At 62.3% G+C, this 20,740-nt stretch carries 23 protein-coding genes; 13 read left to right on the top strand and 10 right to left on the bottom strand.

Annotated elements, in window-relative coordinates:
- Positions 1 to 30 precede the first annotated feature (30 nt).
- The 3 genes from ACZI8R_RS16485 (at position 31) to ACZI8R_RS16495 (ending at position 2,375) form a co-directional block, all read left to right on the top strand.
- Entirely contained in the window at positions 31 to 555 is a 525-nt protein-coding gene (locus tag ACZI8R_RS16485) for a DUF3558 domain-containing protein (RefSeq protein WP_463380725.1), read from the top strand.
- Positions 556 to 600: 45 nt separating this feature from the next.
- A complete protein-coding gene (locus ACZI8R_RS16490) occupies positions 601 to 972 on the top strand; it encodes a hypothetical protein (RefSeq protein ID WP_463380726.1) in 372 nt (123 codons plus the stop codon).
- Positions 973 to 1,145: 173 nt separating this feature from the next.
- On the top strand, positions 1,146 to 2,375 hold the full coding sequence (locus ACZI8R_RS16495) for a hypothetical protein (RefSeq protein WP_463380727.1): 1,230 nt from the start codon (positions 1,146 to 1,148) through the stop codon (positions 2,373 to 2,375).
- A gap of 133 nt (positions 2,376 to 2,508) precedes the next feature.
- On the opposite strand, the gene ACZI8R_RS16500 is transcribed toward ACZI8R_RS16495, so the two are convergent.
- Positions 2,509 to 2,718, bottom strand: a complete 210-nt coding sequence (locus ACZI8R_RS16500) for a hypothetical protein (RefSeq protein ID WP_463380728.1) — start codon at positions 2,716 to 2,718, stop codon at positions 2,509 to 2,511.
- A gap of 457 nt (positions 2,719 to 3,175) precedes the next feature.
- Between ACZI8R_RS16500 and ACZI8R_RS16505 the strand changes: the two genes are divergently transcribed.
- Genes ACZI8R_RS16505 through ACZI8R_RS16515 form a run of 3 tightly spaced genes read left to right on the top strand, consistent with a single transcriptional unit; the run spans position 3,176 to position 4,615 of the window.
- Positions 3,176 to 3,487 (top strand): type VII secretion target, encoded by a 312-nt coding sequence (locus tag ACZI8R_RS16505; RefSeq protein WP_463380729.1) that lies wholly within the window; start codon positions 3,176 to 3,178, stop codon positions 3,485 to 3,487.
- Positions 3,450 to 4,226, top strand: coding sequence for a WXG100 family type VII secretion target (locus ACZI8R_RS16510; RefSeq protein ID WP_463380730.1), 777 nt, complete (start codon positions 3,450 to 3,452; stop codon positions 4,224 to 4,226). The genes ACZI8R_RS16505 and ACZI8R_RS16510 overlap by 38 nt, the downstream gene beginning before the upstream one ends.
- A 2-nt stretch (positions 4,227 to 4,228) precedes the next feature.
- On the top strand, positions 4,229 to 4,615 hold the full coding sequence (locus ACZI8R_RS16515; protein WP_463380731.1) for a hypothetical protein: 387 nt from the start codon (positions 4,229 to 4,231) through the stop codon (positions 4,613 to 4,615).
- Between the two features lie 48 nt (positions 4,616 to 4,663).
- Here the strand turns inward: ACZI8R_RS16515 and ACZI8R_RS16520 are convergent, their stop codons facing one another.
- The 6 genes from ACZI8R_RS16520 to ACZI8R_RS16545 form a co-directional block, all read right to left on the bottom strand.
- A complete protein-coding gene (locus ACZI8R_RS16520; protein WP_463380732.1) occupies positions 4,664 to 6,268 on the bottom strand; it encodes an ABC-three component system protein in 1,605 nt (534 codons plus the stop codon).
- Positions 6,269 to 6,398: 130 nt separating this feature from the next.
- Positions 6,399 to 6,650 (bottom strand): ABC-three component system middle component 6, encoded by a 252-nt coding sequence (locus ACZI8R_RS16525; protein WP_463380829.1) that lies wholly within the window; start codon positions 6,648 to 6,650, stop codon positions 6,399 to 6,401.
- Complete coding sequence (locus ACZI8R_RS16530) at positions 6,634 to 7,578, bottom strand: ABC-three component system protein (protein WP_463380733.1); 945 nt, start codon at positions 7,576 to 7,578, stop codon at positions 6,634 to 6,636. Before ACZI8R_RS16530 ends, ACZI8R_RS16525 begins: the two co-directional genes overlap by 17 nt.
- Before the next feature lie 230 nt (positions 7,579 to 7,808).
- Entirely contained in the window at positions 7,809 to 8,984 is a 1,176-nt protein-coding gene (locus ACZI8R_RS16535; RefSeq protein WP_463380734.1) for a restriction endonuclease subunit S, read from the bottom strand.
- Positions 8,981 to 10,525, bottom strand: a complete 1,545-nt coding sequence (locus ACZI8R_RS16540; protein WP_463380735.1) for a type I restriction-modification system subunit M — start codon at positions 10,523 to 10,525, stop codon at positions 8,981 to 8,983. The genes ACZI8R_RS16535 and ACZI8R_RS16540 overlap by 4 nt, the downstream gene beginning before the upstream one ends.
- Before the next feature lie 84 nt (positions 10,526 to 10,609).
- Positions 10,610 to 11,605 (bottom strand): aldo/keto reductase, encoded by a 996-nt coding sequence (locus tag ACZI8R_RS16545; RefSeq protein ID WP_463380736.1) that lies wholly within the window; start codon positions 11,603 to 11,605, stop codon positions 10,610 to 10,612.
- Between the two features lie 273 nt (positions 11,606 to 11,878).
- On the opposite strand from ACZI8R_RS16545, the gene ACZI8R_RS16550 reads away from it, so the two are divergent.
- The 6 genes from ACZI8R_RS16550 to ilvD are packed head-to-tail and all read left to right on the top strand — an operon-like array spanning position 11,879 to position 17,041.
- Positions 11,879 to 13,048 (top strand): glycosyltransferase 87 family protein, encoded by a 1,170-nt coding sequence (locus tag ACZI8R_RS16550; protein WP_463380737.1) that lies wholly within the window; start codon positions 11,879 to 11,881, stop codon positions 13,046 to 13,048.
- Complete coding sequence (locus ACZI8R_RS16555; RefSeq protein ID WP_463380830.1) at positions 13,038 to 13,502, top strand: helix-turn-helix domain-containing protein; 465 nt, start codon at positions 13,038 to 13,040, stop codon at positions 13,500 to 13,502. Before ACZI8R_RS16550 ends, ACZI8R_RS16555 begins: the two co-directional genes overlap by 11 nt.
- Positions 13,499 to 14,362, top strand: a complete 864-nt coding sequence (locus ACZI8R_RS16560; RefSeq protein ID WP_463380738.1) for an alpha/beta fold hydrolase — start codon at positions 13,499 to 13,501, stop codon at positions 14,360 to 14,362. Before ACZI8R_RS16555 ends, ACZI8R_RS16560 begins: the two co-directional genes overlap by 4 nt.
- The gene (locus ACZI8R_RS16565) at positions 14,355 to 14,717 is read left to right on the top strand and encodes a DUF4180 domain-containing protein (protein WP_463380739.1); all 363 of its coding nucleotides are present in this window, start codon (positions 14,355 to 14,357) and stop codon (positions 14,715 to 14,717) included. The genes ACZI8R_RS16560 and ACZI8R_RS16565 overlap by 8 nt, the downstream gene beginning before the upstream one ends.
- Positions 14,718 to 14,735: 18 nt before the next feature.
- A complete protein-coding gene (locus tag ACZI8R_RS16570) occupies positions 14,736 to 15,302 on the top strand; it encodes a TIGR03086 family metal-binding protein (protein WP_463380740.1) in 567 nt (188 codons plus the stop codon).
- 38 nt (positions 15,303 to 15,340) lie between these two features.
- Entirely contained in the window at positions 15,341 to 17,041 is a 1,701-nt protein-coding gene (gene ilvD / locus ACZI8R_RS16575) for a dihydroxy-acid dehydratase (RefSeq protein WP_463380741.1), read from the top strand.
- Positions 17,042 to 17,044: 3 nt separating this feature from the next.
- On the opposite strand, the gene ACZI8R_RS16580 is transcribed toward ilvD, so the two are convergent.
- From ACZI8R_RS16580 to ACZI8R_RS16590, 3 genes are all read right to left on the bottom strand, one after another.
- Positions 17,045 to 17,884 carry a hydrolase gene (locus ACZI8R_RS16580; protein ID WP_463380831.1) on the bottom strand — a complete coding sequence of 280 codons (840 nt, stop codon included), beginning with the start codon at positions 17,882 to 17,884 and terminating at the stop codon, positions 17,045 to 17,047.
- A 136-nt stretch (positions 17,885 to 18,020) separates the two neighbouring features.
- On the bottom strand, positions 18,021 to 18,677 hold the full coding sequence (locus ACZI8R_RS16585; RefSeq protein ID WP_463380742.1) for a S1 family peptidase: 657 nt from the start codon (positions 18,675 to 18,677) through the stop codon (positions 18,021 to 18,023).
- Between the two features lie 108 nt (positions 18,678 to 18,785).
- The gene (locus tag ACZI8R_RS16590; RefSeq protein WP_463380743.1) at positions 18,786 to 19,523 is read right to left on the bottom strand and encodes a DUF6319 family protein; all 738 of its coding nucleotides are present in this window, start codon (positions 19,521 to 19,523) and stop codon (positions 18,786 to 18,788) included.
- Between the two features lie 122 nt (positions 19,524 to 19,645).
- Here ACZI8R_RS16590 and ACZI8R_RS16595 point away from each other — a divergent pair, with 122 nt between their 5' ends.
- On the top strand, positions 19,646 to 20,734 hold the full coding sequence (locus tag ACZI8R_RS16595; protein ID WP_463380832.1) for an adenylate/guanylate cyclase domain-containing protein: 1,089 nt from the start codon (positions 19,646 to 19,648) through the stop codon (positions 20,732 to 20,734).
- The last annotated feature ends 6 nt before the right edge of the window (positions 20,735 to 20,740 follow it).

Genomic DNA, 20,740 nt, shown 5'->3' on the forward strand with positions numbered 1-20,740 from the left:
CTTGCAGCGATGTGATGAAAAGATGGCCACATGACGATCCGGAATGCCGCGGGTGCGGCAACTGTGCTTGTGGCGGTCACCCTCGGTGCCGCCGGCTGCACTGGCGACAACCCTGACGTGCCGGCTGCACCTGAGGCTCAGCCATGGGATCCGTGTTCGTTGCCCGCCGACGCATTGCAGAAGGCAGCCGTGAACCCGGTACCCAGCGGCACGGGAGCGAACGGTCCAGGGCAGCCGGGGTGGAAGAGTTGCGAATGGTCGGGCGAAGATCTTGGAGTGATCGTCAATTCGTCCGCAACTGCGACAGTCGATCAGTTTCGTAACGGATACGGCAACATCGATTTTCGCGATGTCGCAGTCGCTGGTCGGCAGGGTTTCACCTACCGCGACGACGGTGACGAACCCGGTACTTTCTGCTGGCTCGTGGTGCCGTTCGAGAACGGCGGAGTGATGAACATGCAAGTCGACAGGTCGCCGTTCACCAAGGACACCACGCCAATGTGTGACTGGGCACTGCGAGTCGGCGAGGCACTGGTCTCCGAAATGCCTGATTGATCGGCTATCGTTCATCCGCATACCAGATAACAGGGGGATTCTGAGATGAGTAATGAAGTGTCAGGGCTGGACGGATTGTTATCGCTGGCCGGCCAAGCGAAAGCCGGTGAGCTGGTCCTGGATCCCGATGTGGCTCAGGACTGTGCGGACGCCTGCACCGAGGCAATCACTTCCTTGCGGGAAACCCGTCAACGAATGCGCAACCAGAGGGAACTGCTCCCCCTGGGGAACTTCGACTGCGGGCACCAGCTTGCGGGGATTCTTTCTGATACCACCCAGCAGTTCGTCGATCGTCTCGACGAGCACATCGAATGCCTCAAAGCCATTCACGACATGGTGGGCGCCCAGGTCGCGGAAACGCTGACCACGGACGAGGCAACCTCGCAGGCCATGGGCCGCGTCAACGCTCAGCTTTAGCTGGACACGCGCAAGGGGACGGCACGCACTACCAGCGATTGCGCTTCGCCCCAAGCGCGGTCATACGCTCATATCCTTCACCCACACAGAGTTGCTGAGCCGAAACTTGTCGGCGCCTTGTGCCAGTCTGTACAGCTGCCAAAAAGGAAGCGTGAGCCGAGAGGTTCGCACGCGTGACGTACGGCGTCACTCTCCGTTCGGGGGAATCTGTGAAAGACCAGGAAAATGAGCTCGAGGTTGCAAGGAAAGTAGCGGAACGCAGCAAGCGATTCTGGCGCGATCTGCGCCGACAAGTCGTTGTCGGCCTGGTTGCCTATGGGGGAATCGCGTGTTCGGTGCGCTTCCTGGAGTGGAGCAGCACATGGTCGAAGGGCCCTGCGACAGAACACATCAGCGTGGTTCTTACGCTGGACCCCGGTAGTGGCGCCGCCATCTTGGGCATACTGGCCGCATTGGTTATCGCTCTGAACTTGGCGGTGTGGGCAGCGCCAACAGCTGGATCAGACGACGTTCTCGCTCATGCGAGGCAGCGAAACCTCGCATTTCTCGGGACCGCCCTCGGTTTCGGATCGATTCTCGTCGGCGCCGCTATCCTGCTCAGGGGTGTACCAACGCACGTCGGTATCGATTCGATCGCGCTGCTGTTCTGTGCGATCGTCATCGCTGCCATCGCTACTGACGCCGGGTTCGTCCTCGGGAAGGAGACTCCCGTGCAGCGTAGAGTGCCCGAAGTAGACGCTGAAGAACAGATCCTGGCATTGGAAAACGTTTCACGGCAATGGGATCCGGAAGATCCCGTACTGGTGGCCACACTGGGCCGGAAGACCGCGCAGGACCTCGCGGCGATCGTATCCACCGCCGCTCTGCCGGGACTCATTCTGATCGGGGTGACCTGGGCTTTCGACACTGACAACTTCAACGCCCTTGCCATGTCCTCGAGACTGCTGGCGGTGAGTGCGGTCTCTGCTGCTATTGCGATTTTCGCCGTCTTTGGGACGGCCCGAAGTTTCGCCTTTCGCGACTACGACCTAGCTGTAATCCTGACGTTGGTAGCAGTCCTCACTTACCTCATTATGACTCTGAGCATCGTCTTGGGGATTCTCGAGACAGCGAGCATAGGGGCGGCTTTCCGCATCACGGTTATCGCTATCAGCGTCCTCTTCATTCCGGTCATCATGGTCTCCCGTGGACTCAAGCGCAGCAGCCCCGACAGGCGGTTCTCCGCCCGGACGGCGGGGGCACACCTGCACCGGTTCGCGGCCAAACGGGCGGAGACCTTGCGAACGCGCCACGAGCAGGTCCGAACACCCGATCAACCGAAGAGCACCAGGACCAGGCGAGTCCAAACCTGGACGCGCGAGGTGACCGGCGGCGCGCCGGTGAACCGAGAACCAAACCGTTAGAACATCGACCAACAAGCCGAAGCGCGAGCATCATTCGTTGGTGCACAACCACATCGGTGAAGGGGCCGCGATACAGCAGACAGTGACGGCACGTCATTGTCTGCCGTATCGGCGTCATGCGCACTGGTTTGTCTTACGCGTCCGTTCCCAACGCTGCGACAAAGTTCTCGTGGGGTTCGAGTATCGACACCTCAGTACCGTCGAGCGAAGCAACAGCATGGGTGACCTCGACGGGATCCACTATGTTCAGGGGCGCGTAGAGCAATGCAGCGAGACCACCGAACATCGGGATTCCGAGCCATGTCTGCTGACCGCCGACGATAAGTGCGACGACGACGAACACAAGTGCTCCGACGCCGAACGCGGCCGTAAGCCAGGCTTTGCGTCGCGGCCATCGCAGCGTCGCGTCACAGTCATTGCAGACCGGCCACGAAGTAGCGACGAAGTGAGTTTTTGCGGTTCGTTGGAGCCAACGAGAGAACGGTCCGTCCCCCAGCGTTGTCAGTCGTTCCAGGTCATTCTGGTAGTCGTGCGGGATCGTTGGTCGCGACGTGACATTGATCTTGATACGGCGAGAAGCGGTCCGACCATGAGTAACGCAGACGTCGGGAAGCTGATCGACCAGATCGTGGTTTCGTGAGCCATCTGCTCCAGATGGCCTCGTAGCCAGGCGCACTGTCGAGTCCTCAGGTGTCGGCACTGCGCAATAGTGGCGTAGTCGCTGCCGGAGTGCAATCTGCTCATGGAGGCCACGGCTCGGTGCGGTAACCTCCACCCCGGAAATCTAGGGGGAGGAATCCATGGCAGAGTTCGACGTCGATCCCGACAGCTTGAGGCGCTTCGCAGACCATCTCAACGATCTGTCCGGGCAGGCAGATCGTGGAATTTCGTACCTCAACGAGTGGCTGTCCATCGGGTACTTCGAAGGGCGCATGTTCGTCCCCGCGGTCGAGAAGATCTCAGATATGAGGGAAGACATAGACGCCAACCTACGGCGCTTGGGGAGCTTGACGGCCGCTGCGGCCCAGGAATTGGTTGCAGCGGCCTCGAACTACGAGACGACGGATCAACAACATGCCGCAGCCCTCGACTCCTCGTACCCGCCAGCCTGACCAGATCGGCACAGACATGAGTACAGACCAACCCACCGCTGCATTGGTCGCCCCAAGCGCAGCCGACCCGGTACCCGATCTCGTCGAGAACGTCCTGGGACACTCGCAGTACGTTTCGCCTTCCTATTGGTTGGGATGGGTTGCACAGAAGGCGCTTGGTACCGACCCCTGGCAAGAGGTGGCACGAAACTTCACCGGGGACTGGGAGGCCGTTATGAAGGCCGGCGATGCTCTGGTCAAACTGTCCGAGTTCTCGACAGATTTCGGAAGCTCGATAGATGATGAGCTCGCTGTCATGCGTAGCAAGTGGACCGGAAACGCGGCAGAATCCGCTGGCGACTACTTCACAGAGCTTTCTGCCGCGGTCTCTAAGGGCGGAGGCCCGCTGCGTCAGATCGGCGAGCAGGTCAAGACCATGGCCGACGGCATGTACGAGACCTCGAAGGCCGTATCTGGGCTGTTTGGCATGTTGACCGACACGTTGATCATGGCGGCGGTATCCGCATCAGCAACAGCTGCGGGATGGATCACTGGAATAGGCGGCGTGATCGCGGGCAGTGCAACGCTTGCACTCATCGCTCGCGCATTCACAATCTGGAAGGAAATCGTGGCGTTCCACGATGCGGCTTGGAACGCGACCCAAGCGGCAATCGGGCTCATTGCCGGGTACGCCGGTGGCGCCCGCGCGATTGAGCTGCCTGCATTGCCGGGCAATGCCTACGATCACAAGGGCGTGTAATCGTGAGCGAAAACAGCGAAGAACCTCTGATCGACATTGCCCGTGACGATGCCGGCGCCTCACAGCACCTGCGCCGTGCTCTGCAGACTCTCCGCGAATCAGATAGCGGCGATACGGAATTCGTCGAGCAACTCGACTCGGTGCTGAGCGGCCGCGCCAGCCTTCGCGATCTGTACGATTCGTCGGCGTTCAGTCGGGTCTTGAATCCCCTGACGGAGCGGTTTGCTGAAGTAGTCGATCAGCTACCGGAAGACGAAGTTGCGCGAATGGTCGAGGAAGGCGAATACCAACTCCAATACGAGCCGCCGCAGCCACCGACAGCAAATGCGGAAGTCGACGACGACGAATACTTTCGGAATCGCGGCTCGATACTGCACGATCGTTGGTGATCCGCTCAGGTCACGCTCCCGCTGAATCCACAGGTGGCCGCTCCTGACTCAGCTGAAGCGGAACCCAAAAAGGCCACCGTCATCTGTTTCGTCGGTCAGCCGGGTCGGCACTACATATGGTTGCGCATCAAACGCACCGTCGCTTTGCGCCTCCACCAGATCGATAAAATCCGAGTTCAGCGTCACGATGTACTGGAAGTCGTTCTGCTCAGCCAGACGGGCCCCGATGTTGAGGCATGAGGCAATCTGCCGACCATCGATCGCATCGAACAGATGGCTATCGTGGACCAAGATTCGAGGCGCACGGCCGCTTCTGATGGCGGAGATTAGGCAGGTGGTGTCGAACATGAAGGTCTCGACGCTGCGCACTCCGGTGCTCGCGTCGCCCGAGACCTGCGGTGTGACCCTGAGGATCCCCTTGTCGGTGGGAGCGACCAACAGAATTGCGTCCCGATCTGTGTAGATCTCCGAGCCGAGTTCATCGAACAACGCGATGGACTCATCGAGCGAACCGGACCGTTCGCGCATTTCGGCACGAATCGTGGTTACCAGCTCCGCGGTCCTTAACTTCACGGTGTCGTCCATCTGACTGATCGATGCGGCCGTTTCGAGACGGCGCTCGAGATCGGCGACCTCTGCTTCCAGCTCAGCCAAATCTCGCTGAACGGCAAAGAAGGTATCGAGTGCAACAGTATCGGCTAACAAACGGAGAATCTTGGAGCGTTCCTCATCGCGGGAACGTCGTTGAGCGTCAACAGTTGTCAGCCGCGTCGTAACCGCGTCAAGCTCCTGCTGGAGGAAACTACGGCGGTTACGGACAATCGACCTATGAAAAGCAGCTACCTCGTCGTATCGTCGCCCGACCCGCTCGGGGAGGACGACACCGAGCTCGTTGTAGACACGACCGAGCTTGTCCTTGAGTGCCACGTCCTCAGCCGGGTCGACCTCGTCATGGAGCGCTGTCTCCAGTTGCCGGTGTCGGCGTTGGAGAGCGAGCCCTTCGTCATTCAGTAGTTCGATCGATGCGGTGAGATCATCTGCCTGACGCTGATGCTCGCCATACTGCTTGTCCACCCTGAAAGCCCGGAGCGACTCCTGCGCCCGATCTCGCTGCCGCCGTGCGTTCGCGAGCTGAGCACGTAGCTTCGACTCATCGAGAGCCAGATGCGTGATTGCGCCCTCCTTGACTGCCTTACGGATCACCCTGCTCTGTTTGGTCAATTGATCCAATTCACCCGACCTAGCGAGAATCTCGGATGAAAAGCCCAGCAGGTGACCGATTCGGACAGCGGATTCCCAGTCCGCCTCCACCTGATACACCTTGGTTGGCGCTCCGAAGTATGTCCGTACCAGCTGCCCCCAGAGCTGTCCAGGAGTCGGCCGGGCAACGTCATCTGGAATATGAAACAGGTGTTGCCGCTGTAGGACTCGCCACTCCTCCACTGGAATAGATTCGTGCTCGGTGACGGCTGACCAGCCACTAATTTTGACCCGAGTCGTTGGTGAGACCGCTCGCGTTACAGTGACTTCTTCTTCGCCGATCCCGTCGACCGAAGGTAGCGAGAGCGTGACGTAGTAAGAGTGCTTCGCCAACTCGGGCGTTTTGAATTCGGTCGGCAGGTCACCGCCCATGACGTATCTGAGGATCTTCACGAAGCTGGTCTTACCGACGCTGTTTCGGCTCTCACCTTGGGCTGATGACTCAGTTCGGTCCGCGATGAGGATGTTGAGACCGTTCGTAAACCGAAGGGACTTAAATCGGTCGTCGGATGAACCGAGTGAGCTAATGAACACGGGCTCGCCTCAGATAGCCCGATGGCGTCCACTCCACCAGGTTGATGGCGTACAGGTAGGCCAATGCAAGCGAGAACCAGTCAAAGGTGATTTGATTCGCATTGCCCGCCGCGCGCTGACCTGTGGTGTATCTCTCCCAAAGCCCCGTAACGGACCTAGGTGTTTGCAGGTGTTGCAGCACGTCGGCCCCGACCGTGAGGATGGCGCGTTCAGCAGAAACACCTTTAGTCGGCAGCAGCATCACTGCCCCCGAGGTTTGCTGGCGGCGTCTCAAAAATGTGACACGAGTCGAAGAAGTACGACACAACGGCGTAGGCAGCATTCGCCCGCTTCGAATCCATCCGGAAATTCTGCCCCGCGACGGCAACATAAACTCGCTCAAGAACCTCGGCGGGTTCGGTCGTCACGTCGCGAGTGTTCAGATAGATCTCTCTGAAGCGTTCACCGTGAGCGTCGGCCAGAGCCGGATCAGAGGCTTCTGCATACCACTTGTCGATCCGTGGCGCCATGAGGCGGCCGCTGTTGAACTCGAACCGCGAAGCGGCAGGCAAGTTATTGAAATCCATCTTGTCGGGCGGCACCGGGAGGATCGAATCGTCAAGAATTTCACCATCGTCCGGCCGCCCAAGCGTGTCAAGTAGAGGCAGCAGGTCGGCTAGCTCAATGTTGTCGATCCCCGGGGCACCCGGGTAGAGCTCGTTCAGGACCGGGAGCGTGAAGGTGCAGACGATCTCGACCCACAATTCCTCTGGTCGCCAAATCCGCATAGTGAGTGGCCGCTGCGTTCCCACACGGTGCTGTTGTTGAAGCAATGTGAAGGACTTAAGCGTCTCAGGGCCAACAGGTGCGTTGGTAATGAAGCGCCACGTCGAGAAGCTGGGCCAGCAGTCGTGCCCTCGAGCGAAGTCGGAAGCGAGCTTGGCTTGAAGTTCACGCTCAGCGTTCCGTAAAGGCCGCTGTCCATAACAGGCGTACAAGATCTCACCTGCCTCTGCCAGTCCGTCACATCCACCGTCTCCAAGCGTGCCCGCTGGCGACGGGTTGGTGTAATCGTCATGGAAGCGTCCGAGGATGCGGGTGACGTAATCCTCAAACAACGCGCCGGACACCAAACACCCTTGCTGGTGGCGAAAGTGATACCACTCACGCCAGTTGGGGGTCATCAACATCGATGCAGCCTCCCGTCCGCAAGCGTCGGGCGGCTGGTGCCGCCACCATAAGCGTATCGGTCACATGCGAGACGACTCAGCACCGGCTTGCCCATCCGCATGTGACTAGGCAGTACGGACAGTGATGCTCCGCTCCCCTTCCGCTCTCCCCCTAGCCTGGTCTCTAGCGCTACTCGAAATAGGTCTTTGTCGACCTCGACGATCGTGAACAGCCCCTGGGACGAAGTCGGTCACACCTCACCTCTAAAGGCTTGGGATTGCAGGGAGGCAAAGAGATCATCGAGGGCTGCGAGGGCTGAGCGGTGGTGGGCCTTGACCAGATCAACTTCTCGAATCCGCGTGGCGAACTCGCGCTGCAGGCTCAGCGGAAACACAGGAACTTCAAGCTCTCTCAATCGGCTCAAAGTGATCTCTCGAAAGGTTGCACCTTTGACCTGCCGTGAGATCCAATGCTGAGTTCGAGGGGCGCGTAAGAAAGCCAAGAGAAAACGTCCATTGAACTCATCACCTGGCGAAATTCGCGCCGTACCCTGAGTCAGATTGGCACCATCAAGATCCTCGCCGATCATCGCGGTTGTTCCGACCGTAGCCCTAATGCTCATGATCAGATCACCGCACTCGACTCGTGACCTCGTGAATTTGGCGGCGATCGCGGGATCAGTATGACGCAACGCGGAAGAAACTACCTCACCGTTCACGATGTCTCCGGTACGGATGTACGGCACACCCCCAGGAAACTCATCACCCGCTTGAACTATGCCGTATGTGACGATCGTTCCTTCTGCCACGGCGTCACTCAGTGACTTTACAGGTATGCCCGATTCCGCGTCCGCATGTCCCGAGAACATGTCGATAAAGATCGACTGGGTCAGCTCGTCGAGGTGGGCGAGGGCTTCGCGGCGCTTGGTGCGGAGCGCGTCAGCGTGGTCGAGGATCGCCGCGATCCGGCGCTGCTCAGTGGGCGTAGGGAGGGGAACCGGTATTCTGAGCAGTTTCGCCTTGTTGAGAGTCGCGCCCATCGCTGCGCGGTCATGGCCCGAGTGCAAGTCCATCGAACGTAGCGCCCAGTACAGCCAACCAGCAGTCAACTGATTGTCATCTTTGATAGCCAGTGCAGCGATAGCTTCATTTGTATAGACCGGAATCTGATTGATGCTGACCTTGCCGATACTGAGCTTGAAGCTGAGAAGCACCGTTCCTGGCGCGATAAGACGCGCACCTGATTCGTCCGCGCCGACCCGCGTAATTTGCTCCTTGGTCGCGGTGATGTCGCGCCCTTGGTTCATATCGGCAATAGAGAGCCAAGGAGCGCCCGCGCCCCAGTACTCAGAGCGGGAGCGGGAGGGGGTTCGTCCGATCGTAATGTCGCAGATTTCCCCCAGCGGCTCTATCGGCCACGCGCTCACTCCGCGCCGCCGGCGAGCATCTTGCGAAGCTTCGACATACCTTCGGTGATCTCGTTTTCGAGGCGATCCAGTTCGTCGAGGATCACCGCCGGAGCGCGATGCTCCACTTCTTCGTGAACGATCTCCTTGTACCGATTCAGCGACAGGTCGTATCCCTGCGCGGCGATGTCCACCTTCGGAACACAGAACGACTGCTCCGTACGCTCGCGCGACAGCTCGTCCGAGTCCCGCAACTTCCAGCGCCGCAGCACATCCGGCAAATTGTTCTTCGCGTGCTCGTCCTCGGTCAGTTTCGCGAGCACACCCAGCTTGTCGTCGTCGAGCAGCGCGGTGCGCTTGTCGTCCAGAGACCGACCATCCGCCTGCACGTCGTAGAACCACACGTTGTCGGTACCACCTGAATCGGTGCGCGTGAAGAACAGGATCGCAGTCGACACCCCGGCGTACGGCTTGAACACACCGGACGGCAGCTTCACCACCGCATCCAACTTGTGGTCCTCCACTAGCATCCTGCGAAGTTCCTTGTGTGCCTTCGAGGAACCGAACAGAACCCCGTCCGGAACGATCACCGCGGCGCGCCCACCGGGCTTGAGTAGCCGCAGGAAGAGTGCGAGGAATAATAGCTCGGTCTTCTTGGTCTTGACGATCCTCTGCAGATCTTTTGCTGTGTTCTCGTAGTCCAGCGACCCCGCGAACGGCGGATTGGCCAGCACCATCGAATATGCGTCAGCATCACTGGTACTTGTCTCGGCCAACGAATCCCGATACCGCACATCGGGCTGCTCGACACCGTGCAGGAGCATGTTCATCGACCCGATACGCAGCATGGTGTTGTCGAAGTCGAACCCGTGGAACATCTCGCGGTGAAACTGGTCGCGACCCTTGCCGGAGCTGATCCCGTCCGCATGGTTGCTCCGCATGTACTCCGTTGCGGCGACCAAGAAGCCGCATGTGCCGGACGCTGGGTCGACGATGGTGTCGCCAGGCTCGGGCGCCATCATCTCCACGATCAGCGAAATGATGTGCCGCGGCGTACGGAACTGCCCGTTCTTGCCCGCCGACGAGATCTCCGAGAGCAGGTACTCGTAGACGTCACCCTTGGTGTCGAGGTTGTCCATCGGCACACCGTCGAGCAGGTCGATCACCCGCGACAACAATCCCGCACTGGGAATGGTGAGGCGCGCCTCCTTCATATGCTGCGCATACGTGGACTCGTCGCCGCCCAGTTCCCGGATGAAGGGGAACACTCGCTGCGCGACCACCTCGTACGCCTCGTCGGCATGCATGTGCTTGATGCGGGACCAACGCAGGTCGTCGTAGTCGCGGCCCTGCTCGTCGGTGCCTACCGGGAACGGGTTGCCCTCGATCGGGTCGCCCAGCAAGTTCGCCCGCTTGAGCGCCGTCGTCTGCTGATCATCCAGACGCTTGATGAACAACAGGTAGGTGAGCTGCTCGACCACCTCGAGCGGATTCGACATGCCACCCGACCAGATGACGTCCCAAATTCGGTCGATCTGGCCCTTGATCTCACCGGTAATCACGAGTGCTGCTACCAACCTGTTCTGCTGCGAATGAACTCCGACAGAACTTTATATACCGACGCACCGACGCGGAGCGGTTGTCTTCTACTCCCGGCCCTGTGACACCCAGTTCTGATCGGCGGAGCGGGCACCGACCGTGATGTCGGCCAATTCGTCGAGGCGTGCGACCTGCTCGGCGGTGAGGGTGATGTCCAGCGCGCCGGCGTTCTCGGTGACCCGTGAGGCGTAGCGGGTACCGGGAATCGACACCGAGGGAAGGCCGAACACGCGAGCCTTCGCGTCGAGCCAGGCCAACGACACCTGAGCCGGCGTCGCTTCGGCTTCCTGGGCGACCTCACGAATCACGTCGATCACCTTCTGGTTCGCAGGCAGCGCGTCGTCGGCGAAGCGCGGGAAGCGGCGGCGTAGATCCTTGTCGCCCAACACCTCCGGGTCGTAGGTGCCAGTGAGGAATCCGCGCCCGACGGGCGAGTACGGGACGAAACCGATACCGAGTTCGGCGGCCGCAGGAACGACCTTCTTTTCCACATCGCGCGACCAGATGCTCCACTCGCTCTGGATCGCAGCGATGGGGTGCACGCCGTACGCACGGCGCAGTTCGTCGCCCGTGGCCTCTGACAGCCCGATGTTGCGGACCTTACCGGCCTTGACCTGTTCGGCGATGGCGCCCACGGTGTCCTCGATCGGAACCTCGGGGTCCACCCGGTGCAGGTAGTAGAGGTCGACTTCGTCGACACCCAGTCGGGCCAACGACTCATCGAGTGCCTGTGCCACGTACTCCGGCTTGCCGTTGATCGAACGCTGCCCGGTCGCGAGGTTGCCGACCAGTCCGAACTTGGTCGCCAACTGAACCTCGTCACGCCGATCCTTGAGAACCTGCCCCACCGCAAGTTCGCTCGCACCTTCGCCGTAGACGTTGGCAGTGTCGATGAACGTGACGCCGATGTCGATGGCGTGATTGAGAGTCGACAGCGCCTCTTTCGCATCCACCGGGCCGTATACGGGCGCAACGGACATCGCTCCGTAGCCCTGAGCGCTGACGGTCAGCCCTGATGCAAGTTCGACGGTGGGGATGGGCATGCGTTCTCCAATACTTCCGTGGATCTGTCGTCCCCCATCCTGTCCCCCGCGAGCGCTCCGCGCACCTGTTGGGATCGGGGCGACCATAAAGATGCAGCGTTCAGGGCTCGGAGCGTGATTCGCCGCCGTCCGGGCGATATCGACGCAGCCGTGGTCATCTCGCCCCACTAAGGTGACCAAGTGCGACATTCAGGGCAAAACCGAACCCGCCCGACTTCATTCGAACAGTTCTTCGGCAGCCGTGCGGGCGCTGTCGTTGCTGCATCCGCCTGCGTGTTGTCCGTTGGCCTGACCACGGTCTTGATCGTCGGCACCGACTTCATCGATCTACTCGTATACCGACTGGGCGCGACGGTGCTGCTCGACGACGGCGGCATCTACGGCGCCCTTCCCGCGGTGGTCGAGGACTTCGGCTTGCCGTTCACGTACCCGCCGCTCGCGGCGATTCTTTTCGTCCCCCTGGCACTGATCCCCGTCGGGCTCGGAAAATTTGCTTTCTCGCTGGTGACGGTTGCAGCGCTGGCGGTGACACTGCGGATGGTCCTCGGTCGGGTGCGCCCGCAGTGGAGCACTCGGACGGCGTGGACGGCGACTGTCGCCGCGGTCGCCGCGGCGCTGCTGCTCGAGCCTGTCCGCGAAACCATCAGCTTCGGGCAGATCAACATCGTGCTCATGGCGTTGGTGGCCGTCGATGTACTGGCACGCAAGCCGAAATGGCCACGTGGAGTGCTGATCGGACTCGCCGCAGCAGTGAAGCTCACCCCCATCGGTTTTCTGCTGCTGTTCCTACTCAGGCGAGACTGGCGGACCAGCGGTCACATCGTCGGTGGGGCGCTCGGCCTGACCGCGCTGGCCTACGTCTTCATGCCAGGAACCTCCACGAAGTACTGGTCGGAGATCCTCCCGAATACAGACCGAATCGGTGCCGCCTACTTCGCCAACAATCTGTCGCTCAAGGCCGTCATCTCACGATTCGATCCGCCCGAGCACCTCGGATCGGTGTTCTGGCTGGTCGCCGCCGCATTAGCGTTGGCCGTTGCGGTGCTCGCCATTCGGCGCGCGCTCTCTCATGGCGACCTCGTGCTCGCGTTGACGGCGAACGCGACGGCGATCCTGTTGGCCTCACCTGTGTCGTGGTCGCATCACTGGGTGTGGGCCGCGCCGACGCTGCTGGCGCTGGTGCTCGGCCTGTCGCGCCCGCTCGGTCGCGCCACCGCTTTCACTGCCACCGGTATCGGCGCGATCTTCCTGATCGGCCCGCATCACCTCCTGCCGAGCAGGGATGACCACGAACTCGACTGGATGCTGTGGCAGCACCTTCTCGGGACGTTGTACGTGAGCGTCGGGCTTGGTTACCTGCTGTGGCTCACATGCAAGTATCGAAAACCCGAGACTGACGAGACCTCCCTTATCACTCCCTATCATTCCCTAAATAGGGAATGATAAGGTAGTTTCCATGACGCAGGATTGGTTCACCGCCGACGAGGTCGCCGAACGACTCGGCCTCCATGTCCGCACGGTGCGTGGCTACCTGCGTGACGGCCGGCTCACGGCTGTCCGGATCGGAAAGCAGTACCGCATCGCCCGCGAGGATTTCGAGGCCTTCATCGGGCGGGACGCTCCGCCGTCCACGAGTGCATCGGTACGTCGGCATCGCACGGTCGAGGTATCGAGCGCAGTGGAGATCAGCGCCGTCGACAGGCACATCGTCGACCGCATCAGTACGTTGTTGACCTCCGCGAACGCACACCAGCGCGAGGGCGACGACCGCCTCCGCATCCAGGCGATCTACGACGAGGAACGCGCACATCTGAAGGTCGTCGTGTTCGGCAGCCTCATCACGAGTGCCAATATCTTCGAGATGATCGACGCCATCGTCGCGGACGGTGACCGATGAGCGCATTCCGATCCGACGAAGGCTCACGCCTGATTCGCGAGGCGAGCGCGAGGTCGCACGAGCAGTGGCCGGTGGCGAACGAGCAGCATTACGTTCCCACCCCGGAAGGCGACACGTTCGTCGTCGTCTCGGGCATAGCCAACGGTCCACCGTTGGTGCTGATCCACGGCTCGGGAAGCAGCTCGGCGCAATGGAGGGACCTGATGCCGTTCTTGGCGGAGCACTTTCGGGTGTATGCCGTCGACGTGATCGGCGAACCCGGCCTCAGCGCCCCCACACGTCCGGCCCTCGTCGGCGATGCGCACGCCGCATGGCTCGACGCGGTGCTGGATCACTTCGGAATCGGTGACGCACGCTTCGTGGGGATGTCCTTCGGAGGCTGGCTCACCTTGGACTACGCCATGAGGCGCCCCGAGCGTGTGAACCGGATGTCGCTGTACTGCCCGATGGGGATCGGTAAGCAGAAGAAGGGCTTCGTGCTGGCGGCAATCCTGCTGGGCCCGTTCGGCGAATGGGGTCAGCGGAAAAGTCTCTCGAGAATGCTCGGACCGGAACTGTCGAGGATGCCCGAGGAGCGATACACCGAACTGCGCGACCAACTACGCCTGATCAACAAGCATTTCCGATACCGACTCGAGTTTCCGGTCTTCACCGACGCGGACCTTCGCACGTTGACCATGCCGATGCAGGTGGTGGTGGGCGCGGAGGACGCGGCCGTGGACTCGACCGAGACCGTGTCACGGCTGGCCGCGACCACGCCGCACGCGGACGTGCAGGTGCTACCCGATGTGGGTCATCTGATGCCCACCGGACCAGAGCGAGAACTCGACTTTCAGTCACACGAGGAACGACATGACTGACCACATCCACGGAACGAAGGTGTTCCACTTCTCGTCCGACGGTTACTCGATCGACTCCGAACGGGCAGCGACAGACGTGATCGGCGAGGTGTGGCTGGACTGGCCCGATATCGCCGCGATTCCGGTGGAACGGCTTTCGGACGAGTTCTTCCATCTGGACACCCGGGTGGCCGGCGACATCACGCAGAAGTTCGTGACGTACGGCCTCCGGGTAGCGCTGGTAGGCGACATTTCGGCCCACGTCGCGCGCAGTTCCGCGCTGGCGAGTTACGTCCACGAATCGAATCAGGGCAAGCATGTGTGGTTCGTGAAAGACCGTGAAGAACTCACCGAACGCCTTCACGCCCGGCGCTGAGGTCCCTACCCTGGGCATATGGCATTCGATTGGCTCGAACTCCAACGCACCGCACACCACGAGTTCGGCGAGCGCGTCGAGGCGGTCACCGATTGGTCGGCGCCCACTCCGGACACGGAATGGGACGTCACCGATCTGATCCGGCACGTCATCGTGGAACAGCAATGGATTCCGTCACTTCTCGCCGGGAAGTCGTTGGCGGACGCAGAAGCCGCCGTCGTGCCCCTCCACGGCGACCTGCGCGCCGAATGGCGGCGGTACTCGGAATCCGCATCGAAAGCGTGGGCCGTCGCCGATCCCGAGGCGCCGGTACACCTGTCGTTCGGCACCGTCGAGGTGGAGTTCTACCTGCGGCAGCAGACAGCCGACGTCGCCATCCACACCTGGGATCTCGCCCGGGCCTCCGGTTCCGGCGAAACCCTCGACGCCACACTCGTCGAAGCCGTGTGGGCGGACATGGACGACCAGCGCGACATGCTCGCCGAGAGTGGACTGTTCGCACCTTCGGTCGACGTGCCGGACGATGCTCCCCTCCAGGACAAGCTGATCGCCCTGACCGGACGAGACCCTCGACCACCCCGATAGCCCGGTACCTGTTTGCGTTCGCGCCTACTCTGGGACACATGAGTCCAGACGCACCTGACATCAAGCCCCGCAGCCGCGACGTCACCGACGGCCTCGAGAAGACCGCCGCACGCGGCATGTTGCGCGCGGTCGGCATGGGCGACGACGACTGGGTGAAGCCACAGATCGGGGTCGGCTCGTCTTGGAACGAGATCACCCCGTGCAACCTGTCTTTGGACCGGCTCGCGAAGGCCGTCAAGGAAGGGGTTCACGCGGCAGGCGGGTTCCCCCTCGAGTTCGGCACCATCTCGGTGTCGGACGGCATCTCGATGGGCCACGAGGGCATGCACTTCTCGCTGGTCTCGCGAGAGGTGATCGCAGACAGCGTCGAAACCGTCATGCAGGCCGAACGGCTGGACGGTTCCGTGTTGCTCGCAGGATGTGACAAGTCTCTGCCCGGCATGCTCATGGCCGCAGCCCGACTCGACCTGGCCAGCGTGTTCCTCTACGCAGGTTCGACCCTCCCGGGTGTCGCGAAACTCTCCGACGGCAGCGAACGTCAGGTCACGATCATCGACGCCTTCGAGGCCGTCGGCGCGTGCTCGCGCGGCCTGATGAGCCAGGGCGACGTCGACACCATCGAGCGCTCCATCTGTCCGGGTGAAGGCGCGTGTGGCGGCATGTACACCGCGAACACCATGGCAAGCGCCGCCGAGGCACTCGGAATGTCACTGCCCGGCAGCGCATCTCCGCCCGCACCCGATCGCCGCCGTGACGGTTTCGCACGCGCCAGCGGCGAGGCCGTCGTCGAACTGCTCCGACGCGGAATCCGCGCGAGCGACATCCTCGTGAAGGAAGCATTCGAGAACGCCATCGCAGTGGTCATGGCGTTCGGCGGGTCGACCAACGCGGTTCTGCACCTCCTCGCCATCGCCAACGAGGCCGGCGTGGATCTGGACCTCGACGACTTCGCTCGCGTCGGGTCGCGCGTCCCCCACCTCGCGGACGTCAAGCCGTTCGGCAGCTTCGTGATGACGGACGTGGACCGAATCGGTGGTGTCCCCGTCGTGATGCGCGCCCTGCTCGATGCCGGACTGCTGCACGGCGACTGCATGACCGTCACCGGCAAGACCCTGGCCGAGAACCTCGCCGACATCGCTCCGCCCGACCCGGACGGCAAGGTGCTGCGCGCTCTCGGCGAGCCGATCCACCCCACCGGCGGAATCACGATCTTGAAGGGCTCGCTCGCTCCGGGCGGTGCCGTGGTCAAGTCCGCCGGCTTCGACTCGGACGTGTTCGTCGGGACCGCCCGCATCTTCGACCGCGAGCGCGCGGCCATGGACGCGCTGGAGGACGGGACCATCGCCGCAGGTGACGTCGTCGTCATCCGATACGAGGGACCGAAGGGTGGTCCCGGCATGCGCGAGATGTTGGCCATCACCGCAGCCATCAAGGGCGCCGGGCTCGGCAAGGACGTGCTGCTCCTGACCGACGGCCGGTTCTCCGGCGGAACCACCGGCCTGTGCGTCGGCCACGTCGCACCCGAGGCCGTGGACGGCGGGCCGATCGCCTACGTCCGCGACGGCGACCAGATCAGGCTCGACGTCGGCAATGGAACACTCGACCTTCTCGTCGACGAAGCCGAGTTGGCCGGCCGCCGCGAAGGCTGGGAGCCGTTGCCGCCGCGCTACACCCGCGGCGTGCTGGCCAAGTACTCGAAACTGGTGGGTTCCGCATCGAACGGGGCTGTGTGCGGCTGAGAATCAGTCGTCGTCGGGGTCGTCCGGATCGCGGATCGTATCGGTGATCCAGCCGATATAGCGGTCGGCGGAGTACCGCACGACGTGTGGGCCGTTCTCCATGATGTCGTGCCCGGGAAATCCGCCGTGGATGCTCTCGAACGGCAGCGACTCGAGGGTGTCTGCGATGCCGCGCACCAGGCGCGGTGAGAGCGGAATCAGGTTCGGGTAGCTGCGCATGAACGACACGCTTCGCCGGTCGGCACCGACCATCACGGTGTCGCCGGTGAGGATCGAACCGGCCCCGTCCTCGCCTTTGACGAGGAGCACTGCACTGCCCGGAAAGTGGCCTCCGCACTGCGCGAGTTCGACGCCATCGATCACCCCGCGACGATTCGACCACCACTCGATCACCGGATCGGGGCGCGTGACCCAGCTCGCGTCCAGGCTGTTGAACCACACCGGCACGTCGCCGAGCAGATGACTCAGAGACACACTCGCACCCACCAGGTGTGGATGACTCGACGAGATCGCGTCGACGCCGCCGTTCGCTTCGAGCCACCGAACGAAAGATTCACCCACGAAGCCCGGCGGCTCCCACAACACGTTTCCTGCCGGTGTGCGCACGAACAGCGCACGCTGCCCGATCCCGACGGCGGGCGTCAGTTGCAACGAGTACAGACCGGGCGCAATCTCGTCCACCGTCAGTCTGCGGTCGTTGTGCTCCGGATCGTCGAGACGCACCCATCGTTGGCCACGCTCGGGGACGAACTGGCGCTGGTCGACGCAGATCGGGCACTCACGGGGCGCAGATTCCAAGGGCGGGTACTCGTTGCCACAGGCAACGCATATCCATGCCCACAATCCCCTGGTCACATTCTCGTAGTACCACGGTCTGTCGGCCGGCCGCAGCGGTATCCGCCGCTTCGGTACTGGGCAGAAACGCCGGAGGCTCTGCCGGATCGATTTCCGGCAGAGCCTCTGGCTGACGAGTGCGAGATCAGATGGGTCTGAAGCCGGCTCCCGGTCCGCCACTGACGTTCATGTCGTGCATGATCGACGAGATGTTGGTGCCGATCTCCGGGCCGAAGCAGGCAAACCCCAGGTAAGCGTTCACCATCGCGACCAGGGTGTCGCCGACAACCAGTGGTGCACCGGAGTCACCTTCGACAACGCACGCCTGCGTCCATGTCTCCTGTGACTGCAGGATGTCGCCGTAGACGATGCCGCAGGTATTGCCGGTGGTGCGACCTTCCTTGCACGCGATCTGCGGGAACCATGCCGGGTCACCGATTTTCGCGATCGACACGTTGCCGACTCGGTTGACCGGCGTGACCTTGGCCGGATCGAACGCGATGACCGCGTAGTCGTAATCCGGATTCGACTTCACGATACGTCCGACCACACCGCTGTCCGGCTGATACTCGGGGACCACGGTCGCGCCTTCGTCTCCGCAGTGTCCTGCGGTGAGACCGACGAGGCCTCCGGAATTGTCGTGACCGATCGTCGTGATCGAGCACAGTAGTTCGTCGTTCACGATGATGCCGGAGCCGCCGCCCAAGACCGCAGGACCCGGAGCCGCAGAGCCCGTGCCGACGGCGAACGTACACATGATTGCTGCTGTTGCCGCGAATACTGCCGCGAACCTCTTGAACATTCTTCTAGCCTCCCGGAAGTACCCCGCTGTCGTATTCTCCCTATCAGACTTCCACTTCGGCGTGGCCTTCCGTGGGGAATTGCGCAGGTAGTTGTTCGACTGGAACCGCTACTCGGCGTCACCGAGCGCTTCGAGCAGCTTGCGCGCTTCCTCGAGTTGCTGGCTCAGTTCGTTCACCCGGGCCGCGGCCTTGTCGCGAGCAGCAACGATAATGTTCTCGACCGCCTCGATCGCGGTCGCCTCGCCCAACTCGCGGACGGCTCGTTCCACCGAATCCGGGGTGACCGGTACGGCCTTTCCCGGCCGCTTCGCACCGTGCGCGACGGTGACGCTCCAGTCGTTGTCCGCGCCGGCGTGGATGGTCACGCTGACACCGGCCGGGGTCTTCTTCGACGGGGTCCGCCGAGCTGGTGCAGCCTTCGGGGCGTCACTTGTCACCGGAGCGACTGCTGCTTTCGGTGCCCGCGAGGGCGCTTTGGGGGCAGGAGGCGGGCCCGGCTCGATCCCCTGGTGCACTGCCGGCACGTCTGAGGTGGCGGGCTGGGTCTTCGACGCAGCAGGTTTCGGCGCAGCCGCCTTCGGCGCGGAAGGCCGCGTCATCTGGAGTTCCTCGGCCTCGTACGGAAGCTCGTCGTTCACACCCTTCGGAGAAATCATCACCGTATTTCCCTGAACCGAAATAACTTTCGCGGATGTTCCGGCGGGCAGACCCAGACCCGGGACGGCTTCTCGCAGATAGACGGTGGCCCGCTTCCCGGCGGCGAGCGCCGCCGCGAGGGCCTCGAGGTTCTCGGGCGTGAGAGGGTTGGACGTGGTCGTTTCGCCAGTGCGGCGACGGGGCGGCATGCTGCGGTCCTTCCTGAATACGACTGAACTGCCCGGTGGGCACCGCAACTCTTGCACAGCCCACCGACTTCTCACATTCGTCGGTGCGAAGGCACCGGATGTGGAGAAACTGGGGAGCACACCTGCTCGCGCAAAGGAGACACGTGAACGACTTCGGCACCGACCCGCACGAACCAGGGGTTCCGGTAGAAGACGCCCCGGCTTCCGAAACTGCCGTGGACTCACACGCTCTCACCCGCATCCAGGGTGACCTCGAAGCGTTTCTCCTCGGCGGCCCCCGTAAGTACACGCAGGAACAGGTGGCCACTGCCGTAGGTGTCGACGCCGAGCGCGCCGACCGGCTGTGGGTCGCGATGGGATTCGCGTTGGACCCGGACCCGAACGCCGTGATGTTCACCGATGCGGACGTCGATGCGCTGCGTTCGATCATCCGTCTGGTCGACAGCGGTGCGATCGACCCGGCGCACGAAGTCGCGTCCGCCAGAGCGCTCGGTCAGACGATGGCACGTCTCGCCGAATGGCAGGTGTCGATGATCAGCACTCACATCGTGGAGCAGTTGACCGACGCGGACGGGAAGAGTGAAGCGCAGATACGCGAGCAGGTGGCGGGAATCTTCACCCAGATCATTCCTACCGTCGAATCACTGCAGAGCTACGTGTGGAAGCGGCACATCGCTTCGACCACGGGCCGCAACGTCGGCAATCCGGGAAGCGAGCTGTCGAGTCGGAATCTGGTGGTCGGATTCGCCGACATCGTCGGCTACACGTCACTCACCCGCCGAATCGGAACCCGCGAACTGAGTGACCTGCTGGAGCGATTCGAATACACCTCGACCGAGGTCATCACGCGCAGTCGCGGTTGGGTGGTCAAGACCGTCGGCGACGAGGTGATGTTCGCCGCCGAGAGCGTTGCCGACGCAGCCGAGATAGGAATACGCCTGCAAGAGGTCGTTCTCTCGGACCACGACGACCCACAGTTGCGGGTGGGACTCGCGTACGGCCCGGTACTGGTGCGGTTCGGCGACCTGTACGGCTCCGTCGTCAACACCGCAGCCAGACTGACCAGCACGGCCCGTCCGGGGACTGTGTTGGTCGGTGACAATTTCGCCGATCAGCTCGCGGGAACACCCGGCTGGCGGCTCCGTCAATTGCGCCCGCGGCGGGTACGCGGCATTCGAAAACTCGAGCCGTACGTACTCCGCCGCGCGTGAATCGGG

The organism is Rhodococcus huquni (genome assembly GCF_055231055.1).